Source organism: Flavobacterium silvaticum, from assembly GCF_012911565.1.
Classification (GTDB): domain Bacteria; phylum Bacteroidota; class Bacteroidia; order Flavobacteriales; family Flavobacteriaceae; genus Flavobacterium; species Flavobacterium silvaticum.
Genome location: NZ_JAAMPU010000104.1, coordinates 40876 through 58721, shown reverse-complemented (window position 1 = coordinate 58721; position 17846 = coordinate 40876). Strand labels below are relative to the sequence as shown.

Genomic DNA, 17846 nt, shown 5'->3' with positions numbered 1-17846 from the left:
ATTAACAAAAAAACTTCGAAACGTCCAAACAAAAAGCAAAAATCACCCAAAAAATTTTAAAGGAAAAAGCCTTTCGCACTGAGTTACGAAAGGCTTTTTATTCTTTATAGTGTTGTGATTGTATTAGTTCACTCCGCCTTCAAGTTCTGCTCCGGCTTTGAATTTTACAACATTCTTAGCAGCAATCTTGATTGTTTTACCTGTTTGCGGGTTTCTTCCTTCTCTTGCAGCTCTTTTGGAAACACTCCAAGAACCGAAACCTACCAAAGATACACGGCCACCTTTTTTAAGTGTTCCACCAATGTTAGAAAGGAAAGACTCTAAAGCTGATTTAGCAGCCGCTTTTGAAATTCCTGCATCAGCAGCCATTGCATCGATTAATTCTGATTTGTTCATAATACTAGTTATTAATTGTTGGTTAAACATTATGTTAATGAAACAAATTTAGCAGGAATTCCATACCACGCAAGGCTTCGCAAAGGTTTTCGATGCATTTGTTGATAACTTGGGGTATTTGTTGACAAAGAACTTTTGAAAAAAGAAATCTGCCGTCACCCCGCGCCCTTCCTGACCTAACGCACTATGGCACTTTCTGAAAACGAAAATCCGTTCAGGAATTCCGCAGCTGTCATTTTTTTCTTGCCAGGAAACTGAAGTGCGTCTATGGCCACAATTCCGTCACCCACCGCAACATAGATGTTCTTTTTGTCATGCCATAACGAGCCCGTTTCCCTGTTTGAGAGTTCGGTGATAGAACGGGATGCATAAATTTTTACGCTCCATTCCTGCCCTTTATCCTCTACAAACGTCCATGCGGCGGGATAAGGCGATAATCCGCGAATCTGGTTATGTATTTTCTTACCTGATTGAGACCAATCGATCTTGCAATTTTCTTTATCCAGCTTTGGTGCCGGTTTTAAATCAAGGCTTTCCGGTTGTGGCTTGGGTTCTATGTTTCCGGCAGCAACCGCATCAAGGGTTTCCAGAACCGTTTCACTTCCCAATTCCATAAGCCTGTCGTGTAATTCGCCTGCCGTTTCATTCGGGCCGATGGAAATTTCAGCACTTAACAAAGTGGCTCCCGTATCAATTTTATCATCGATGAAAAACGTGGTAACGCCGGTCGTGGTTTCGCCGTTGATGACAGCCCAGTTTATCGGGGCCGCACCTCTGTATTGAGGCAAAAGCGACGCGTGCAGGTTGAACGTCCCGAATTCCGGCATCGCCCACACTTCACGCGGAAGCATTCTAAAAGCGACGATCACGAAAATATCGGCGTCGAATGATTTCAGTTCCGACAAAAATCCTTCGTCTTTCAATTTGACCGGCTGCAAAACCGGAATGTTCTTTTCAAGTGCGTATTCCTTTACGGCAGAAATACCGACTTTCTGGCCACGCCCCGCTGGTTTATCGGCAACAGTGACGACAGCTACGATTTCATGTTCAGATGAAACGATGCTATCCAGAATCCCGACCGCAAAGCCGGGCGTTCCCATAAAGACTATTTTGAGTTTTTTCATTTTTGGATCAATATATAGGTATTGGTTTCGGTCAGGCCGATGGTTCCGGATTCGAGCAATTCTTCAAGTACCGGCAGCAATTGGTCGATACCGGTTTGGGTGGCACTTTCGAGCATTCGCGAATCCATTTGGCTTTGGGTCAGCAAATGTAGTATTGATTTTTTCAGATTCCGAGGCCCGGCCGATTTTCTACTTTTGGAAACGCAATAGGAACAGATGCCGCAATCGGTTGATTCTTCTCCAAAATACGAGAGCAACTCACGGGCCTTGCAACTTTCATTTCCCGATGCATAGTTGATGACCGATTCCAATTGCTCCTTTTTGCGCAGGTTTTCCTGTTTGAGAAAACCGGAAACACGGTTGATGGTATGCTCATCCTCACGCGCTTCATGAAAAACCACGGTCGCATCCTGTGACTGCGATTTGAATTCCCCTATTCCCAAATGATGCATTTTCTCCATCAAAGCGATTACTTCAGATTCAGGTTTTCCCGAACGTTTGGCAATCTGTGACACATTGATTTTAACGGCCAATTCGTGTATTCCCGGATACGACCGTAACAATTGCAGCACTATAGGTTCGTCTTTTTGGTTGAGGCTGTTGTATCGGATCAACTCTTTCGAAGGCAGCGTAAATTGAAAGGTCACACTGGCGGAAAATTCCGTAGAAAACGAAAGTACGGCCTGTCTGTCAAGAAATTGCAGCGACTGGAAAGTCTTTTGGACAGGTAAGTCATACTTCTGGCAAAACTGGTTCAGGTTGAATGCAAAGGTTTCGTCATAACCATCTCCGTAAGCGATCCCGAAATAATTACAAAGTCGGACAAAAACGTTTAAAAGGAACTTTCTGTCTGGAAGCACATCGAGAAATTGTCTTTCGGCAACAGCTGTATCTGACGGTGCTTTGATCAAAACCGCATACGATTTATTTCCATCGCGACCGGCCCTACCCGATTCCTGGTAGTAATTTTCCAGATTTTCCGGCAACTGCACATGGATCACCAAACGGACATCCGGCTTATCGATTCCCATCCCGAACGCATTCGTCGCAACCATGACACGCCTTTTGTTTTCCATCCATTGCTGCATGTTCGTATCCTTGTCTTTAACCGATAATCCGCCGTGATAATACGTAGCCGGAATTCCGTTGCTTTCGAGTAAGGATGACCATTCGAGACAGGCTTTCCTGTTTCTGACATAGATAATCGAAGTGCCGGAAACCTGTTTGAGCATTTCAATCGATCGATGCAACTTGTCCTGAGCTTCGACCAATCCGTATGCGATGTTTGTCCTTGCGAAAGATATTTGGAAGACAGAAGCATCTGACATTGAAAGTTGTTCCTTAATATCAGAAACCACTTTTGCAGTTGCCGTAGCAGTAAGCGCGATTACGGGAACTTTCGGAAAAAATTCGCGAAGGTTCGATATGTTTCGATATGCCGGACGGAAATCATGGCCCCATTGGGAAATACAGTGTGCTTCATCCACCGCAATCAGATTCACTTTTAAATCTTTGATGCGTTCCGAAATCCAGTCCGTCTGCAATCGTTCCGGTGACAGATACAGGAATTTATAATCGCCGAATTTAGCATTGTCGAGCAAATCGCTCAATTCTTCCTGACGCTGCCCGCCGGTTAATGCAATCGCTTTGATGCCTTTTTCTGACAACGACCTAACCTGGTCTTTCATCAACGCGATCAAAGGCGAAACCACGATACAGATTCCGGGTTTCATAAGTGCCGGAATTTGGTAACAGACAGATTTTCCGCCGCCGGTAGGCAATAAAGCCAACGTGTCTTTTCCCGCCACGACCGAATCGATTATAGCCCGTTGCGGTTCGCGGAAAGAATCGAACTTCCAGTATGTCTTTAGGATTTCTGAAGCAGTCAAGAGGTGCTGTTTTTAAGCATTCCGGACGGTAAAGTTACGGCTTAAAAAAATGGGGATGGTACAGAAAAAATGTATGAAATCTTAATTTTTGAGTGCCGACAGCACAAAAGCCACCCGATTTTCGACCGTATCCTTCGGAACCATAATCGGATCATATCCATAACGGCGATAGGTTTCGAGTAAGTGTTCGTGTATCAAAAGCGCCTGTTCGAAATTTTCATACCGCTCGTTATCGCTTTGATAGATTTCTTCCCATGGTGGAAGCATGAAAATCCCGTCATATTTATACTCGCGGCAAGCGGTGTCGAAAGCTGCCGGATAACTGTCCCCTATATAATGCATATATGCCAGCACATCCGGGATTCCGCGGTCGATAAATACAAGTTCGGCTCCCGATTCCGCAGCTTCATGGAATTGTTTGATGCGGCCTTCAAGAAGCAATTCGCTGAATAAAAGCGGTTGCTCCAAAAACAACTGGGCCACGCCGTTGCGTTGTGCGGCCATGGTGACTTCACGCGAGATTTCAGGCAAACAGTGATAGCCTTTTTGTTCCAGGGCTTCAATCAGGGTCGATTTTCCGGAACCTGGCCCGCCTATGATGACGATTTTTTTCATTGGGGCGAAGGTAGGAAATTTGATGATTTGCTGATTTGTCGATTTGTTGATTTGGAAATGAAAAACGAAATGCAGGACCGCTGTTACTTTTTTTGGTGTTACTCAATTTAAGGTAACAGCATTTCACGTAACAAATTTCAAAATCAGTGCGGATAAGGGATACTGCGAACCGCACTCCATCTTAAAAAACAACCGGACGAGGATGACATTTCAAATCGACATGTCTTCAAATCAACAAATCGACAAATCAACAAATCAGCAATTATACAATTCCACAAATCACCTATATTTGTCACATGGATAACAAAAGTGAAGAATTCTACGCCAGACTGCGCGAGGAACTCAACAATACCACCCCTAAGTGGCCGACCGAATACCTGTATAAATTCATTGTCCCTACCGACACCGCTAAAATAGTAGCCGTGGAAGATGCCTTCAACGGATTGGGCGCCGTGATTGAAACCACGAAATCCAAAACCGGGAAATACACCAGCGTTTCGATTAACGTAGTCATGCCCGATGCCGACAGTATCATTGAAAAATACCTGGCCGTGTCTACAATAGAAGGCATCGTATCTCTATAAAAACCCCTATGAAACACGAAGGAAAATACCAAAGGGAAAATCCGCATGAAGTGGTCTTTAACCTGGAATACAATGCGGAGCGTTCGCCGTTGATCATTCCGGAATACGGACGCCATCTGCAAAAACTCATAGATCAGGCAACCGCGATTGCAGATCGTGAGGAACGCAATAAAGCGGCCAAATATATCATCCAGGTCATGGGAAGCCTGAACCCGCATTTACGCGATGTTCCGGATTTCCAGCATAAATTATGGGATCAGTTGTTCATCATGAGCGACTTTAAGATCGATGTCGATTCGCCTTACCCCATTCCATCCCGTGAAGTGCTTCAGTTACGCCCTGATCCGCTCAAATATCCGCAGCGTTTCCCGCAATATCGTTTCTACGGAAACAACATCCAGACTATGATAAATGTAGCTATTGGCTGGGAAGACGGCGAAATGAAGGAAGCGTTGACCAAAGTAATCGCGAACCACATGAAGAAAATGTTCCTGAGCTGGAACAAGGATACGGTGACCGATGAAGTGATCTTTGAGCATTTGTACGAAATGTCGAATGGCAAACTCAACCTCATGGAAAGCTCCGAAGAGTTGTTGAACATGAACGAGATCATGCGTACCAACAACAAGATTTCAAACAAATCGATGTACGCCCAACAACAGAACAAGACGCAACAGAAATCAAACAATCCAAAGAAAAACAACGGGTTTAAGAAGAATAATAACAACCGAAAACCGAATTAAGTTAACAGTTAACAAGTAACAGTTAACGGTTAATCAAAGCCGGAAAAAACGAATCAGAATTTAATCCTAACGAACTGCAACCGTTAACTGTTAACCGTTAACCGTTAACCAATCAACAAACAATGGCTGTATTTAAAATCGAAGGCGGCATCCGTCTAAAAGGTGATGTAACTCCGCAAGGGGCAAAAAACGAAGCATTGCAAATTCTGTGTGCCGTATTGCTGACCGGTGAAAAAGTAACCATCAACAACATTCCGGACATCATAGACGTCAACAAGCTGATCACGCTTTTGGGAAATCTGGGCGTCAAAATCCAGCATAATGAAAAAGGTTCGATAACATTCCAGGCCGATGAAGTAAACGTCGGATACTTAGAAACCGAAGCATTCCGTAAAGAAGGCGGTTCGTTGCGCGGATCGATCATGATTGTCGGGCCGTTATTGGCGCGCTTTGGAAAAGGATACATCCCGAAACCGGGCGGTGACAAAATCGGAAGACGCCGTCTGGATACACACTTTGAAGGTTTCATTAACCTTGGCGCTAAATTCCGCTACAACAAAGAAGACCATTTTTACGGAGTCGAACAGCCGGAAGAAGGCCTAAAGGGAACTGATATGCTTCTGGACGAAGCATCGGTAACCGGAACCGCGAACATTGTCATGGCCGCCGTATTGGCCAAAGGCATTACTACGGTTTATAACGCCGCTTGCGAGCCGTATCTGCAACAACTTTGCAAGATGCTGAACTCGATGGGTGCCAAAATCACCGGAGTAGGATCTAATTTATTGACGATTGAAGGTGTCGGATCTCTTGGCGGCTGCACGCACAGAATACTTCCGGACATGATTGAAATCGGGTCGTGGATTGGACTTGCTGCGATGACGCGTTCCGAAATCACGATTAAGAACGTAAGCTGGGAAAACCTTGGCGTTATCCCAAGTGTGTTCCGCAAACTGGGAATCACATTGGAAAGACGCGGTGACGACATCTACATTCCGACACACGAAAACTACGAAGTAAAAACCGACATAGACGGATCGATCCTGACTATTGCCGATGCACCCTGGCCCGGTTTCACCCCTGACCTTTTGAGCATCATCCTAGTAACGGCTACCCAGGCGAAAGGAGACGTGTTGATCCATCAGAAAATGTTCGAATCGCGTTTGTTCTTCGTGGATAAATTGATCGACATGGGTGCCAAAATCATCCTTTGCGATCCGCACCGCGCGGTTGTGATCGGGCATGATTTCAAATCGACTTTGAAAGCTACGACTATGTCTTCACCGGATATCCGCGCCGGGATTTCGTTGCTTATCGCGGCTTTGTCTGCCAAAGGAACTTCGACTATCCAGAATATCGAACAAATCGACCGCGGTTATGAGAGGATTGATGAGCGTTTGAGAGCATTGGGTGCAAAAATCGTAAGGGAGTAATGCTCAAAAAAGGCGAACACATCGAAGGCATCCCTGCAGAATTGCAGCAGTTGCTGGATTCAGATGAAGCCGCAAAAGCATTCTTCGAATCATTGGCACGTTCACATAAACAAGCCTATTGCGATTGGGTCGGTTCCGCAAAACAGGAAACAACGCGACATACAAGGGCCGGAAAAGCAATCCTGATGTTACGCAACAATCAGAAAACACTAAAGACCGTCTGAAATATCGACATAAAAATAAAAATCCGAAGCAACAAGTACTTCGGATTTTTTATTGGGATACAGTCGCTATTGATTTGATAATGTCTTTCGTATTTCATCCAATGCTCCGGCATCGACCATTGAACCCGAAATATAAATCTCTTTCTTACCAGATTTCACGATAAGGTCGCCAGCAAAAAGGTTGACTTCGGTAATAGCTGCCAATTGTATTTTTCTGGTGAAAAAATCATTATTGGATTTTATGGTTTCAGAATCGATCACGATATAAGGCTTCACTTTTCTGTATATGCCGATGGCAATCCAAACCAGTCCCAAACCGGCGAATCCGGAAAGATAGAATTGCGTCCGTGCCAGCATCGACCAAAGCCCGATACCAAAAAACAAAACACCAATCACGAATGGAAAAACAACCTGCTTTTTCTTGAAGGGAATCTGTATCATGCGAATTCCGCTACAAAATCAAAACGCACCAAACCGTCTTCATCGATTTTGGTCAGCGTGATTTCCTGGAGCGTATTGACCAGTTCCGGATTCCACGGCGCTTTGACCTTTACGTAATTCTCGGTGAATCCATGTATATAACCTTCACGGTTTTCACCTTCAAACAACACCGTGCGTGACGTGCCGAGCTGGCTTTCATAAAACGCTCGCCTTTTCTTAACCGATAAACCACGCAACATCTTGCTTCGTTTGGCGCGGACATTCGCAGGCACGACACCATCAAAATCAGCAGCTTCGGTATTATCGCGCTCCGAATAGGTAAACACATGCAGATATGAAATATCAAGGTCGTTCAAAAAGCGATACGTATCGAGAAAATGCTCATCTGTCTCTCCCGGAAACCCGACAATCACATCGACACCAATACAGGCGTGCGGCATGACTTCACGGATTTTGGCCACACGTTCCGAATACAGCTCTCGCATGTAACGCCGTTTCATCTTCTTTAGGATATCGTTGCTTCCGGATTGCAACGGAATATGAAAATGTGGCACAAACGTGCGCGACTTCGACACAAAATCTATCGTTTCGTTTTTGAGCAGATTCGGTTCGATTGACGAAATCCGCAAACGCTCTATACCTTCGACTTTATCAAGATTCCGGACGAGTTCAAAAAACGTATGCTCGTGTTTCTTGTTCCCGAATTCGCCTTTTCCGTAATCGCCTATGTTGACGCCCGTCAGAACGATTTCCTTGATGTTCTGCTCTGAGATTTCCTTTGCGTTCCTGAGTACATTGTCCATCGTATCAGAACGCGAAATGCCGCGCGCGAGTGGAATAGTACAATACGTACATTTATAATCGCATCCGTCCTGGACTTTCAAAAAGGCTCTGGTACGATCGCCGATTGAATAACTTCCGACGTAAAAATCTGCTTCGACGATCTCACACGAATGCACTTCGCCAAAGTCGTTTTTGGAAAGATCGTTTATATAATCGGTGATCTTGAATTTTTCGGTCGCACCCAAAACCAGATCGACACCATCGACAGCCGCAAGTTCCTCTGGCTTCAATTGCGCATAACACCCAACGGCCGCGACGAATGCTTTTTCATTGAGCTTCATCGCCTTACGCACTACCTGCTTGAATTGCTTGTCGGCATTTTCAGTAACCGAACATGTGTTGATTACATAAATATCGGCCACTTCCTCAAACTCCACGCGGTCAAAACCCTCGTCCTGGAAACTGCGGGCAATGGTCGATGTCTCTGAGAAATTCAGTTTGCAACCAAGCGTATAAAATGCGACTTTTTTCTTCATCATAATTAGGGCGATACCTAAAGGCCCAGGCTGTCGGCACTCGCTCTGGCCGCCTTAAGAACGGCTGGCCAGGAGCTCAGACAACTGCCGCCATCCTTATCGCGGCCCCGATTCCTTCTAAACTTCAGGGCTGCAAATGTACGCTAATTTCCAAAATGAAAAATAAGTTTTAACTTCGGTTTTAACCCAAGTCTTTCGTTTTCAGCAATAAACCATAACGTACATATCATCAAAAAAACAGTATTTTAGAGGTTTGAATTTTGCTATGAAAAAGTTGCTCCATATTCTCTTTTTATCAGCCGGCATTATGGCGTCGGCACAGAAAAAAAACATCCAGCCATCTCAATTGCCCGCGCCGGCACTTGATTTTCTTGAAAAATATTCCCAGGGATCGGCGTTGCACCACAGCTATAAGTTCACTGACGACGACCACACCCGGTTCAAAGTGGTCATGGCCGACGATACCGAATTCGAATTCTCGGAACAAGGCGACTGGACGGAAGTCGATGGAAAAAACCACGCGGTCGCTTCGGGTTTCCTGCCTAAAAACATAATCGATTATCTAAAGAAGAATTATCCCGGAAAGCGTTTGCTTAAAGCCGAGAAGGACAGCAAAAAAATCGAGATCAAACTTATAGATGGTTCTGAAGTTGAATTCGACCTCAACGGAAACCCAATAAAGAAATAATGTCGCAAACGCCCGAAACGTATATGGCACGCTGCCTTGAGCTGGCAAAAAACGGGCTCGGCACAACCTATCCGAATCCGCTGGTAGGAAGCGTAATCGTCCACGACGGAAAGATCATTGGTGAAGGTTGGCACAGGAAATCGGGTGAGCCTCATGCTGAAATCCTCGCAATGAATTCAGTAGCCGATAAATCACTTCTCAAAAATTCGACAATTTACGTTAATCTTGAACCGTGCAGCCATTTTGGGAAAACGCCGCCTTGTGCCGACAGTATCATAGCGGCCGGAATTCCGCAAGTGGTCATCGGAACCAAAGACCCGAACCCGGAAGTCGCCGGAAACGGTATCCGCAAACTCGAAGAAGCCGGAATCAGGGTCAGTTTTGGCGTACTTGAACAGGAATGCAACGAACTGAACAAGCGGTTTTTTATGTTTCATCGTGAAAAGCGTCCTTATATTATATTGAAATGGGCACAATCTGAAGATGGTTTCATCGCGCCCCAACATCGATCGGAAAATGCTCCTGTTTGGATCAGTAATGCCCATTCACGTCAGCTCACACACAAATGGAGAAGCGAGGAACAGGCTATTTTAGTTGGTTCACAGACAGTGACAGACGACAATCCATCATTGACGGTACGTGAATGGGCAGGTCGAAATCCGACGCGGATCGTTATCGGCAACCCATCCCGGATTCCATCGGAAAGCCATATATTTAATGATGAAGCTGAAACAATCGTGTTGTCCGGGCTTGATTTTAACGATGATAAATCTGTACAAACCATTTGCGGAGAGCTTTATCGAAATAAAATTGTATCAGTGATTGTCGAAGGCGGTAGAATGACACTTCAAAGCTTCATTGATGCCGGAATTTGGGATGAAGCAAGGATTTTTACCGGAAAAGCTTCTTTGGAGAATGGAACTAAATCACCTGAATTCAAAGGTGAGTGGAAACAAACTACAGATTGGTTCGGGGATGAATTACGGTTTTACATGAGGTCGTGACGAGATTTCTAAATTCGAAACCCCATTCGACTTCGATGAAGTAAAACATTTAACATTTTCGGCATTTTTTCTGTATCTGGCGTAAAAATTAAAACACTAACTTTTCACAGGGAAGGGGCCAATGGTGTTCCCTACGAATTCAAAAATTAATTTGGGTACATAAAAAAATGTATCTTTTGTTAAATTATCAGTGGTAATGATCAACACCATCATTTTCGATTTTGGAGACATCTTCGTCAATCTGAACCGAAAGGCATCAGAAGAGGCTTTTCGTAAATTAGGCCTAGCCGGAATGACTCCTGAACTCGATCAATTAAATGATCTTTTTGAAAAAGGCAAGGTTTCGGAACAGGAATTCTTAGATGGGTTTTCAAAAGAAATCCCAAATGCGACCCTTGACCAGATTCGCGAGGCATGGAACCTCATAATTGGTGATTTTCCGTTGGAACGATTGGAGTTCCTGCAAATGCTTGTCGGAAAATACAGAATGTTCCTACTTACCAATACAGACCAGATACACATTGCCCATTTTGAAGACATGGTCGGGCCGACATTCGCCGGCGACTTTTATCGCTGCTTTGAAAAAGTATTCTATTCCTATGAAATGGGGATGCGCAAACCTGATATAGAAGTCTTCAACACCATTATCCGCAAATACGACCTCGACCCGCGAAAGACGTTGTTCATAGACGACAAAACAGAAAACACCGACGCGGCAAAACAAGTCGGCATCAAGGTCTGGAACCTTCAGGTAGGCGAAGAAGACGTGATGGATTTGTTCGACAAGAAATTCGAGGCGGTTTAATTGGAAGACACGTACAAAACAATTTCTGAAGTTGTTCCAGAAACACTATACAAGGAAAAGAACAGCAAATTCCTCGGATATGCCTATCCTATTTCAGCTGCAGATGAATTGAAACCCATCATTGAATCACTCAAAAAGCAACATCCAAACGCAGTCCATTATTGTTTTGCATTCCGGATTGGAACTGGTGAAATCTACGAACGGGCAAATGACGATGGCGAACCGGCGAATACCGCTGGCGCTCCCATTTTGGGACAGATTAAATCTTTTGACCTTACCAATGTTCTTGTTGTAGTGGTCAGATATTACGGTGGGATCAAGCTAGGTGTCGGCGGATTGATTGCAGCATACAGGAAATCGGCACAAATCACATTGGAGGAAGCATCGATTGAAACCCGGCTGGTACTTTCCTATTTCGATCTGTCTTTCACTTATGAACTACTCAACAAAGTCATGCGTATCATCCGTGAAAAGCAATTAACGATAGAAAGTCAGCAAATGGAAATGGATTGTCTGCTGACCTTATCCGTCAGAAAATCCGAAGCGGAGAAAATCCCGGACTATTTTTCAGGTGTAAACGGCGTAAAAGTCTCCGCAAAAACAACTTAGGAAACTTCGATTTTTGACAGTAGCTCTTTTATGTATGCTGGCGGAATTACGGGCTTTCCGGTTTTGACATCCACGAACACCAAAATGAAATATGCGGTTGTTAACAACTGTCCTGATTCATCCCGGATTTCACAATCGAATTCAATACGCACCGATTCCTGTTTTGCAAGCGTGGTGCGTATGGTCAAAAGCTCATCATAGCGTGCCGGTTTTTTGTAATTTATGGTCATGGAAACAATCGGGAGGGCGACTCCGTCAAGCTCCATTTGCTTATAGGACACACCTAAACGACGCAGCCATTCGACTCTTCCAATCTCAAAATAAGGCACATAACTTCCATGGTAGACAACACCCATTTGATCGGTTTCAGAGTATCTTACACGTATATCGACAGTATCAGTATGCATAGGGTTTTTCATAATTTTTTAACGTTTCGCTAACGACTTGCTTACAATAATATTTCGCAAAAAACAATCGCACTTTTATTTTTTTTTAACGATTTTTGTTCACATATTTGTTCTCCCGAAAAGGTACATGAGAAGCCCCTTTTTCTTTTGTAAGATAACCTTTAATAACTAAAAATTTTATAGCTGTTTATGAGCAAAACTGCGCAATCGGTATGGGAAAACTGTCTTTCATTTATAAAAGACAATATCCAGGAACAGGCCTACAAAACCTGGTTCGAACCAATCAAGTCGGTTGAGCTCACGGACAATGCACTTTACATCCAGGTTCCGAGTAAATTCTTCTACGAATGGCTCGAAGAACACTATGTGAAGCTGCTCAAAGTTGCGCTAACCAAAGAACTCGGAAAAAACGCGAAGTTACTCTATAAAATCAAAATGGAGAACACCTATGGCAACAAACAACCGTTTACGGAACAGTTGCCAAGCAGCCCTCGCGGCCCGTTGCGTCCACAGGAAGTAGATGCGCCTGTCCGGAACCTGAGCCCGGAACTCAAGAATCCGTTCGTCATTCCCGGAATCCGCAACCTGAAAATCGAGTCCCAGCTAAACCCGAATTATAGCTTTGACAATTTCCTTGAAGGCGACTCGAACCGCCTGGCACGTTCTGCCGGTATGGCTGTCGCGAACAAGCCAGGAGGAACGTCGTTCAACCCGCTGCTTATTTTTGGTGGTGTCGGTTTGGGAAAGACGCATTTGGCACACGCCATCGGGGTCGAAATCAAAGACAAATATCCGGAAAAGACGGTATTGTACATTTCAGCAGAAGTGTTCACCCAGCAATTCATAGACTCGGTCAAAAAGAACAACAGGAACGATTTCATCCATTTCTATCAGCTAATTGATGTGCTGATTATCGATGATGTCCAGTTTTTGTCAGGAAAATCGGGCACTCAGGATGTTTTCTTCCATATCTTCAACTACCTGCACCAGAATGGAAAACAGGTAATCCTGACATCGGACAAAGCGCCGGTCGACATGCAGGACATCGAACAACGTTTGCTGTCTCGTTTCAAATGGGGGCTTTCCGCGGAATTGCATCAGCCTGATTACGAAACCCGTGTAGCCATCCTTCGCAATATCCTGTACCGCGACGGTGTTGAGATACCGGAAGATATCATCGAATATGTAGCCCGCAACATCAAGACGAACGTGCGTGAACTCGAAGGTGCCATCATTTCACTGATTGCCCAATCGTCGTTCAACAAAAAGGAAGTTACACTTGATCTGGCTAAGAATGTCGTCGAAAAATTCGTCAAAAATGTCAAACGCGAGATTTCGATAGAGTACATCCAAAAGATCGTATCCGATTATTTCCAGCTTGACCTCGAGACGCTTCAGTCAAAAACACGCAAACGTCACGTAGTCCAGGCGCGTCAGTTGGCCATGTTCTTCGCGAAGAAATTCACTAAGGCATCACTGGCAAACATCGGCTCACAAATTGGCGACCGCGATCACGCGACCGTACTTCACGCCTGCAAAACCGTAGACAACCTGGTTTCTACCGACAAGCAGTTCAAGAAGTTCGTGGAAGACATCAACAAGAAACTTTCGCTTTAAGTTTTACGCAGAATTATGGTCAAAATCCTCATGGTTTGCCTGGGAAACATTTGCCGTTCTCCGTTGGCAGAAGGACTTTTGGCACATAAACTTCCCAAGGATACTTTCTATGTCGATTCGGCCGGAACCGGTGCGTGGCATATTGGCCATTCGCCAGATCCGCGTTCCGTTGAAGTCGCCAAACGAAACGGGGTCGATATTTCTCTTCAGCGCGGGCGCCAATTCTCGGTTCGCGATTACGATGAATTCGACCACATCTATGTCATGGATGCGAGCAATCTTGAAAATGTACTTTCACTGGCCCGGACCGAAAACGACCGCAATAAAGTGCAGATGATACTCGACGTTTTGTTTCCGGGTGAAAAAGTTGACGTTCCCGATCCGTATTTTGGGATGCAGAACGGATTCAATTCAGTGTACGCCATGCTCGATGAAGCGACTACGATTATCGCGGACGACCTCAAAAACGCTCAGCAATGAAACCGTTTTCATTTACCGGAAAGCTATATCTGATCCCGACAACGCTTGGAGAATCCGAAGTCAACGATGTACTTCCCGCAACCATTTCAAGAACCATCGATTTCATTTCTGATTTTGTCGTCGAGAATGAAAAGACGGCGCGAAAGTTCATCAAACAGACAAATCCTGAAAAAAAACAATCGGAACTTCGAATCCATGTACTGAACAAGCGCACCGAAGAAACCGAGTTCGCCGATATGATCAAGCCGATGCTCGAAGGCCGGAACGTCGGCTTGATGTCAGAAGCCGGTTGTCCGGGAGTTGCCGATCCGGGTGCGGTCATTGTCAAACTCGCACACGAAAAGGGCATACAGGTGATTCCTTTGGTCGGCCCATCCTCCATCCTGCTCGCACTTATGGCATCGGGAATGAACGGACAACAATTCGCCTTCAATGGCTATTTGCCGATTGACAAATCTGACAAAAAATCGGCGTTGAAAAATTTCGAGAAGTTATCTGCCGATAAAGACCAATCCCAGATTTTCATTGAAACACCGTATCGGAACAATAAACTCATTGAGGATTTACTATCGATGCTGCTACCCGATACACGCCTTTGCATTGCCGCTGACATTACACTTCCGACAGAATTCATCCGGACGCTGAAAGTTTCGGAATGGAAAAAAGCCACGGTAGATTTGCAGAACAGACCGGCTATTTTCATCCTGCACCGTCCGTAACATGCATCGGTTTCGCCAACATCTTGAGGAAATCATATCGTTGACCGATGAGGAATTTGAGCAGATTCAGTCCTTCTTCGTCTACAAAAAATACAAAAAACATCAGGTCATTCTCGAAGAAGGCGATTTGGCCAAAAACGAATACCTTGTGTTGTCAGGCCTTTTGAAATCTTCGTTTACCGATGCTGACGGAAAGGAACACATCCTTCAATTCGCCTGGGAAAACTGGTGGATTACAGATTATAACGCCTTCTGGAAACGGGAAAATTCGATTCTTTCAATCGAATGCCTCGAAGATGTCGAAGTGCTTTCGTTAAGCCTTGAAGATAAAACCCGATTGCATGCCGAGTTTCGTAAAATGGAGCAATTTTTCCTAAAAAAATCCAATGCAGGTTACGTCGGTTTGCAAAAAAGAGTGCTTTCGCTGCTTACGAATTCTGCCGAAAAAAGATTCGAACAACTCATAGCTACTTATCCGCAATTATTGCAGCGCGTCCCCAAAAAACTCATCGCCGCTTATCTTGGCGTATCGCGCGAAACCTTGAGCCGATTGTCCGGAAAGTGACATAGGTCAATTGATTTTAGTGACATATATCACCGACCCCAACGCTTTCCCTTTATGAAATTTGTGCTATCAAAACAGAACGCACATGAACATTTTCATCATCAACGGAGCCCAGGTTTTTGCACATTCGGGAGGAAAACTGAATAAAGCCATTACGGAATGGGACAAAGATTTTTTTTCATCAGATTCCAAATACGACATCCGGATTACAGACATCAACACCTCTTATAATCCTGAAAAAGAAGTCGAAAATTTTGTCTGGGCCGATGTCATCATCTATCATTTCCCAATCTGGTGGTTTTCGTTACCTCATAAACTCAAGGAATATCTTGACCATGTACTGACTGTCGGACATCGCAAAGGATTGTATTACAGCGATGGCCGAAAAATGGACAATCCCAATCGCAATTACGGAACCGCCGGCTTGCTTCAGGGGAAAAGCTATCTGGTTACCTCGACCTGGAATGCGCCTGCCGCAGCCTTTACGCTGGAAGACGAATTTTTCGGGCAGACTAGTGTCGATGACGGCGTACTTTTCGGATTCCACAAAATGAATGCTTTTCTATCGTTGCAACGGCTTGAAAGCTTTCATTTTCATGATGTGGAGAAAAACCTTGAACTGGAACGCTTCGAATCCTACCGGATCCAATATCTGGAACATCTTAAGAAAACAATCGGCGAATTGAAATCTGAATCTGTAATCGAAACACATCAATAATGAGGCTAATATCCATCATCGTAGCGCTGATCCTTTCGGTAATCGGCTCTGCCCAAACTTCAAAACAAAAGACAATGAACAAGAAAATCTTATTCGTGGTTACGAGCCATGACAAAAAAGGAGATACCGGCGAACCGACAGGCTTTTATCTGTCCGAGGTTTCACATCCGTGGCATATACTTACAGCCGAAGGATATGAAATAGATTTCGTCAGCCCTAAAGGCGGAAAAGCTCCGGTGGACGGATTCGACCTCAACGACCCCATCAACAAGGAATTCTGGGAAAATCCGGTGTATCGGAACAAGATTGAACATACGCTGAAACCGTCCGAAGTAAATCCTGCAAACTATATAGCCATTTATTACGCCGGTGGACACGGAGCCATGTGGGATTTGCCCGATAACAAGGAGCTGCAAAACATAGCTGCCTTGATTTATGAAAATGGTGGAATCGTAGCAGCGGTATGTCATGGCCCAGCCGGCATCGTCAACATCAAGCTCAGCAACGGCAAGTATCTTGTCGATGGGAAACGGGTCAGCGGATTCACGAATGAAGAAGAAAAAGCTGTAAAACTCGAAAATATTGTTCCGTTCCTTTTAGAATCAAAACTTATCGAACGCGGCGGAAGATATGAAAAGACGGCTATGTGGCAGGAATTTGCCGTTTCTGACCAACGCATCATTACCGGACAGAACCCGGCTTCGGCGACCCAAGTAGGTAAATTGATTGCGAAAGGATTGAACTGATCTTTCCATAAACAAAAAAGCCGGTTCCAAATGGCCGGCTTTTCTATATTTATTTTAGCACATTACATCCTTGCCATTGCATTGGCGTCTGCTTCGATTTGCGAAGTTTCATATCCGCCGTAGTTACGCATATAACTTCTGAGTGACGTTCCGTATCCATCGCGGATTCTGGTATTTCCGTTCGATTTGAGGTATTTTTTTACAGATCCGGCTCCGAGCAAATGTGCTGCAGCAAGCATTCCTGATTCCGTAACTTTCACACCACCGACAACTTTTCCATCGTATTTCTGGATTTCATTGCGCAGTTCATATTTGTTTTTGGCACATAAAGCGACAAAAGCGCGTTCCTGCAATTCCGGGTTTTTAAGGAAATTCGAGTAGTCTTTGATTCCGATGGCACGAAGAGCCGTTTTGCCAAATTGATATTTGCCCATATATCCGTAAGAATTCACCAATCTGTATTGTCCTTGTGATTCTTTGAAGGCAATCGCCTCTTTGAAAGCGGTAAAGATTTTCCCTGGAAAAAGCAAGCTGGTCGTAGATACGGAGTAGTCTGCCTTATCCTGTGACGGTAACGAGTAGGTTAGTCCGTCGTGAGTAGTATGGAACCACTCGATGTCTGAAATACTAAGTGGTTTTAGACCCGAACTTAGCGTTAGTACTAGGGTAAAAATTCCTGCGAAGTATGCCCATTTGGTAAACATTCATTGTTTTTTCTTT

22 protein-coding genes are annotated in these 17846 nt (G+C 44.6%); 14 read left to right on the top strand and 8 right to left on the bottom strand.

What is annotated here, in order from left to right; genetic code table 11:
- Window positions 1–123 precede the first annotated feature (123 nt).
- From G6047_RS08400 to G6047_RS08385, 4 genes are all read right to left on the bottom strand, one after another.
- On the bottom strand, window positions 124–396 hold the full coding sequence (locus G6047_RS08400) for an HU family DNA-binding protein (protein WP_169527161.1): 273 nt from the start codon (window positions 394–396) through the stop codon (window positions 124–126).
- A 176-nt stretch (window positions 397–572) separates the two neighbouring features.
- Window positions 573–1520, bottom strand: coding sequence for a methionyl-tRNA formyltransferase (gene fmt / locus G6047_RS08395; RefSeq protein ID WP_169527160.1), 948 nt, complete (start codon window positions 1518–1520; stop codon window positions 573–575).
- Window positions 1517–3409, bottom strand: coding sequence for a RecQ family ATP-dependent DNA helicase (locus tag G6047_RS08390; RefSeq protein WP_169527159.1), 1893 nt, complete (start codon window positions 3407–3409; stop codon window positions 1517–1519). Before G6047_RS08390 ends, fmt begins: the two co-directional genes overlap by 4 nt.
- 81 nt (window positions 3410–3490) lie before the next feature.
- Window positions 3491–4024, bottom strand: coding sequence for an AAA family ATPase (locus G6047_RS08385; RefSeq protein ID WP_169527158.1), 534 nt, complete (start codon window positions 4022–4024; stop codon window positions 3491–3493).
- Between the two features lie 296 nt (window positions 4025–4320).
- On the opposite strand from G6047_RS08385, the gene G6047_RS08380 reads away from it, so the two are divergent.
- The 4 genes from G6047_RS08380 (at window position 4321) to G6047_RS08365 (ending at window position 7008) form a co-directional block, all read left to right on the top strand.
- On the top strand, window positions 4321–4608 hold the full coding sequence (locus tag G6047_RS08380; RefSeq protein WP_169527157.1) for a DUF493 family protein: 288 nt from the start codon (window positions 4321–4323) through the stop codon (window positions 4606–4608).
- Between the two features lie 8 nt (window positions 4609–4616).
- On the top strand, window positions 4617–5351 hold the full coding sequence (locus tag G6047_RS08375) for a DUF4290 domain-containing protein (protein ID WP_169527156.1): 735 nt from the start codon (window positions 4617–4619) through the stop codon (window positions 5349–5351).
- A 122-nt stretch (window positions 5352–5473) separates the two neighbouring features.
- Entirely contained in the window at window positions 5474–6784 is a 1311-nt protein-coding gene (gene murA / locus G6047_RS08370; RefSeq protein ID WP_169527155.1) for a UDP-N-acetylglucosamine 1-carboxyvinyltransferase, read from the top strand.
- On the top strand, window positions 6784–7008 hold the full coding sequence (locus G6047_RS08365) for a YdeI/OmpD-associated family protein (RefSeq protein WP_169527154.1): 225 nt from the start codon (window positions 6784–6786) through the stop codon (window positions 7006–7008). Before murA ends, G6047_RS08365 begins: the two co-directional genes overlap by 1 nt.
- Window positions 7009–7074: 66 nt before the next feature.
- Here G6047_RS08365 and G6047_RS08360 read toward each other — a convergent pair whose 3' ends face one another.
- Window positions 7075–7449 carry a hypothetical protein gene (locus G6047_RS08360; RefSeq protein ID WP_169527153.1) on the bottom strand — a complete coding sequence of 125 codons (375 nt, stop codon included), beginning with the start codon at window positions 7447–7449 and terminating at the stop codon, window positions 7075–7077.
- Window positions 7446–8774 carry a tRNA (N(6)-L-threonylcarbamoyladenosine(37)-C(2))-methylthiotransferase MtaB gene (gene mtaB, locus G6047_RS08355; protein ID WP_169527303.1) on the bottom strand — a complete coding sequence of 443 codons (1329 nt, stop codon included), beginning with the start codon at window positions 8772–8774 and terminating at the stop codon, window positions 7446–7448. Before mtaB ends, G6047_RS08360 begins: the two co-directional genes overlap by 4 nt.
- Before the next feature lie 259 nt (window positions 8775–9033).
- Between mtaB and G6047_RS08350 the strand changes: the two genes are divergently transcribed.
- From G6047_RS08350 to G6047_RS08335, 4 genes are all read left to right on the top strand, one after another.
- Window positions 9034–9456 (top strand): PepSY-like domain-containing protein, encoded by a 423-nt coding sequence (locus tag G6047_RS08350; protein ID WP_169527152.1) that lies wholly within the window; start codon window positions 9034–9036, stop codon window positions 9454–9456.
- Window positions 9456–10460: a bifunctional diaminohydroxyphosphoribosylaminopyrimidine deaminase/5-amino-6-(5-phosphoribosylamino)uracil reductase RibD gene (gene ribD, locus G6047_RS08345; RefSeq protein ID WP_235946520.1), complete on the top strand. Its 1005-nt coding sequence runs from the start codon at window positions 9456–9458 to the stop codon at window positions 10458–10460. Before G6047_RS08350 ends, ribD begins: the two co-directional genes overlap by 1 nt.
- Window positions 10461–10656: 196 nt before the next feature.
- Window positions 10657–11265: an HAD family hydrolase gene (locus G6047_RS08340; protein WP_169527151.1), complete on the top strand. Its 609-nt coding sequence runs from the start codon at window positions 10657–10659 to the stop codon at window positions 11263–11265.
- Window positions 11266–11874, top strand: coding sequence for an IMPACT family protein (locus tag G6047_RS08335; RefSeq protein WP_169527150.1), 609 nt, complete (start codon window positions 11266–11268; stop codon window positions 11872–11874).
- Here G6047_RS08335 and G6047_RS08330 read toward each other — a convergent pair.
- Entirely contained in the window at window positions 11871–12281 is a 411-nt protein-coding gene (locus tag G6047_RS08330; protein WP_169527149.1) for an acyl-CoA thioesterase, read from the bottom strand. The two genes, G6047_RS08335 and G6047_RS08330, sit on opposite strands and share 4 nt — an antisense overlap.
- Before the next feature lie 189 nt (window positions 12282–12470).
- On the opposite strand from G6047_RS08330, the gene dnaA reads away from it, so the two are divergent.
- The 6 genes from dnaA (at window position 12471) to G6047_RS08300 (ending at window position 17126) form a co-directional block, all read left to right on the top strand.
- Complete coding sequence (gene dnaA / locus G6047_RS08325; RefSeq protein ID WP_169527148.1) at window positions 12471–13898, top strand: chromosomal replication initiator protein DnaA; 1428 nt, start codon at window positions 12471–12473, stop codon at window positions 13896–13898.
- Between the two features lie 15 nt (window positions 13899–13913).
- Window positions 13914–14378, top strand: a complete 465-nt coding sequence (locus G6047_RS08320; RefSeq protein WP_235946519.1) for a low molecular weight protein-tyrosine-phosphatase — start codon at window positions 13914–13916, stop codon at window positions 14376–14378.
- Window positions 14375–15097 carry an SAM-dependent methyltransferase gene (locus G6047_RS08315; protein WP_169527147.1) on the top strand — a complete coding sequence of 241 codons (723 nt, stop codon included), beginning with the start codon at window positions 14375–14377 and terminating at the stop codon, window positions 15095–15097. Before G6047_RS08320 ends, G6047_RS08315 begins: the two co-directional genes overlap by 4 nt.
- Window position 15098: 1 nt before the next feature.
- Entirely contained in the window at window positions 15099–15662 is a 564-nt protein-coding gene (locus G6047_RS08310) for a Crp/Fnr family transcriptional regulator (RefSeq protein WP_169527146.1), read from the top strand.
- Between the two features lie 85 nt (window positions 15663–15747).
- Window positions 15748–16380, top strand: a complete 633-nt coding sequence (locus G6047_RS08305; RefSeq protein WP_169527145.1) for an NAD(P)H-dependent oxidoreductase — start codon at window positions 15748–15750, stop codon at window positions 16378–16380.
- Window positions 16380–17126, top strand: coding sequence for a type 1 glutamine amidotransferase domain-containing protein (locus G6047_RS08300; RefSeq protein WP_235946518.1), 747 nt, complete (start codon window positions 16380–16382; stop codon window positions 17124–17126). Before G6047_RS08305 ends, G6047_RS08300 begins: the two co-directional genes overlap by 1 nt.
- Window positions 17127–17188: 62 nt before the next feature.
- Here the strand turns inward: G6047_RS08300 and G6047_RS08295 are convergent, their stop codons facing one another.
- Window positions 17189–17830, bottom strand: a complete 642-nt coding sequence (locus tag G6047_RS08295; RefSeq protein WP_169527144.1) for a peptidoglycan-binding protein LysM — start codon at window positions 17828–17830, stop codon at window positions 17189–17191.
- Window positions 17831–17846: the final 16 nt, after the last annotated feature.

Bases quoted from the DNA above. Each gene is read 5' to 3' on its own strand.
- G6047_RS08315 (WP_169527147.1), top strand. From the start codon at position 14,375: ATGAAACCGTTTTCATTTACCGGAAAGCTATATCTGATCCCGACAACG.
- G6047_RS08360 (WP_169527153.1), bottom strand. From the start codon at position 7,449: ATGATACAGATTCCCTTCAAGAAAAAGCAGGTTGTTTTTCCATTCGTG.
- dnaA (WP_169527148.1), top strand. From the start codon at position 12,471: ATGAGCAAAACTGCGCAATCGGTATGGGAAAACTGTCTTTCATTTATA.
- G6047_RS08305 (WP_169527145.1), top strand. From the start codon at position 15,748: ATGAACATTTTCATCATCAACGGAGCCCAGGTTTTTGCACATTCGGGA.
- fmt (WP_169527160.1), bottom strand. From the start codon at position 1,520: ATGAAAAAACTCAAAATAGTCTTTATGGGAACGCCCGGCTTTGCGGTC.
- G6047_RS08320 (WP_235946519.1), top strand. From the start codon at position 13,914: ATGGTCAAAATCCTCATGGTTTGCCTGGGAAACATTTGCCGTTCTCCG.
- G6047_RS08295 (WP_169527144.1), bottom strand. From the start codon at position 17,830: ATGTTTACCAAATGGGCATACTTCGCAGGAATTTTTACCCTAGTACTA.
- G6047_RS08380 (WP_169527157.1), top strand. From the start codon at position 4,321: ATGGATAACAAAAGTGAAGAATTCTACGCCAGACTGCGCGAGGAACTC.
- G6047_RS08350 (WP_169527152.1), top strand. From the start codon at position 9,034: ATGAAAAAGTTGCTCCATATTCTCTTTTTATCAGCCGGCATTATGGCG.
- ribD (WP_235946520.1), top strand. From the start codon at position 9,456: ATGTCGCAAACGCCCGAAACGTATATGGCACGCTGCCTTGAGCTGGCA.
- G6047_RS08400 (WP_169527161.1), bottom strand. From the start codon at position 396: ATGAACAAATCAGAATTAATCGATGCAATGGCTGCTGATGCAGGAATT.
- G6047_RS08365 (WP_169527154.1), top strand. From the start codon at position 6,784: ATGCTCAAAAAAGGCGAACACATCGAAGGCATCCCTGCAGAATTGCAG.
- G6047_RS08310 (WP_169527146.1), top strand. From the start codon at position 15,099: ATGCATCGGTTTCGCCAACATCTTGAGGAAATCATATCGTTGACCGAT.
- G6047_RS08375 (WP_169527156.1), top strand. From the start codon at position 4,617: ATGAAACACGAAGGAAAATACCAAAGGGAAAATCCGCATGAAGTGGTC.
- G6047_RS08340 (WP_169527151.1), top strand. From the start codon at position 10,657: ATGATCAACACCATCATTTTCGATTTTGGAGACATCTTCGTCAATCTG.
- murA (WP_169527155.1), top strand. From the start codon at position 5,474: ATGGCTGTATTTAAAATCGAAGGCGGCATCCGTCTAAAAGGTGATGTA.
- G6047_RS08385 (WP_169527158.1), bottom strand. From the start codon at position 4,024: ATGAAAAAAATCGTCATCATAGGCGGGCCAGGTTCCGGAAAATCGACC.
- G6047_RS08300 (WP_235946518.1), top strand. From the start codon at position 16,380: ATGAGGCTAATATCCATCATCGTAGCGCTGATCCTTTCGGTAATCGGC.
- G6047_RS08330 (WP_169527149.1), bottom strand. From the start codon at position 12,281: ATGCATACTGATACTGTCGATATACGTGTAAGATACTCTGAAACCGAT.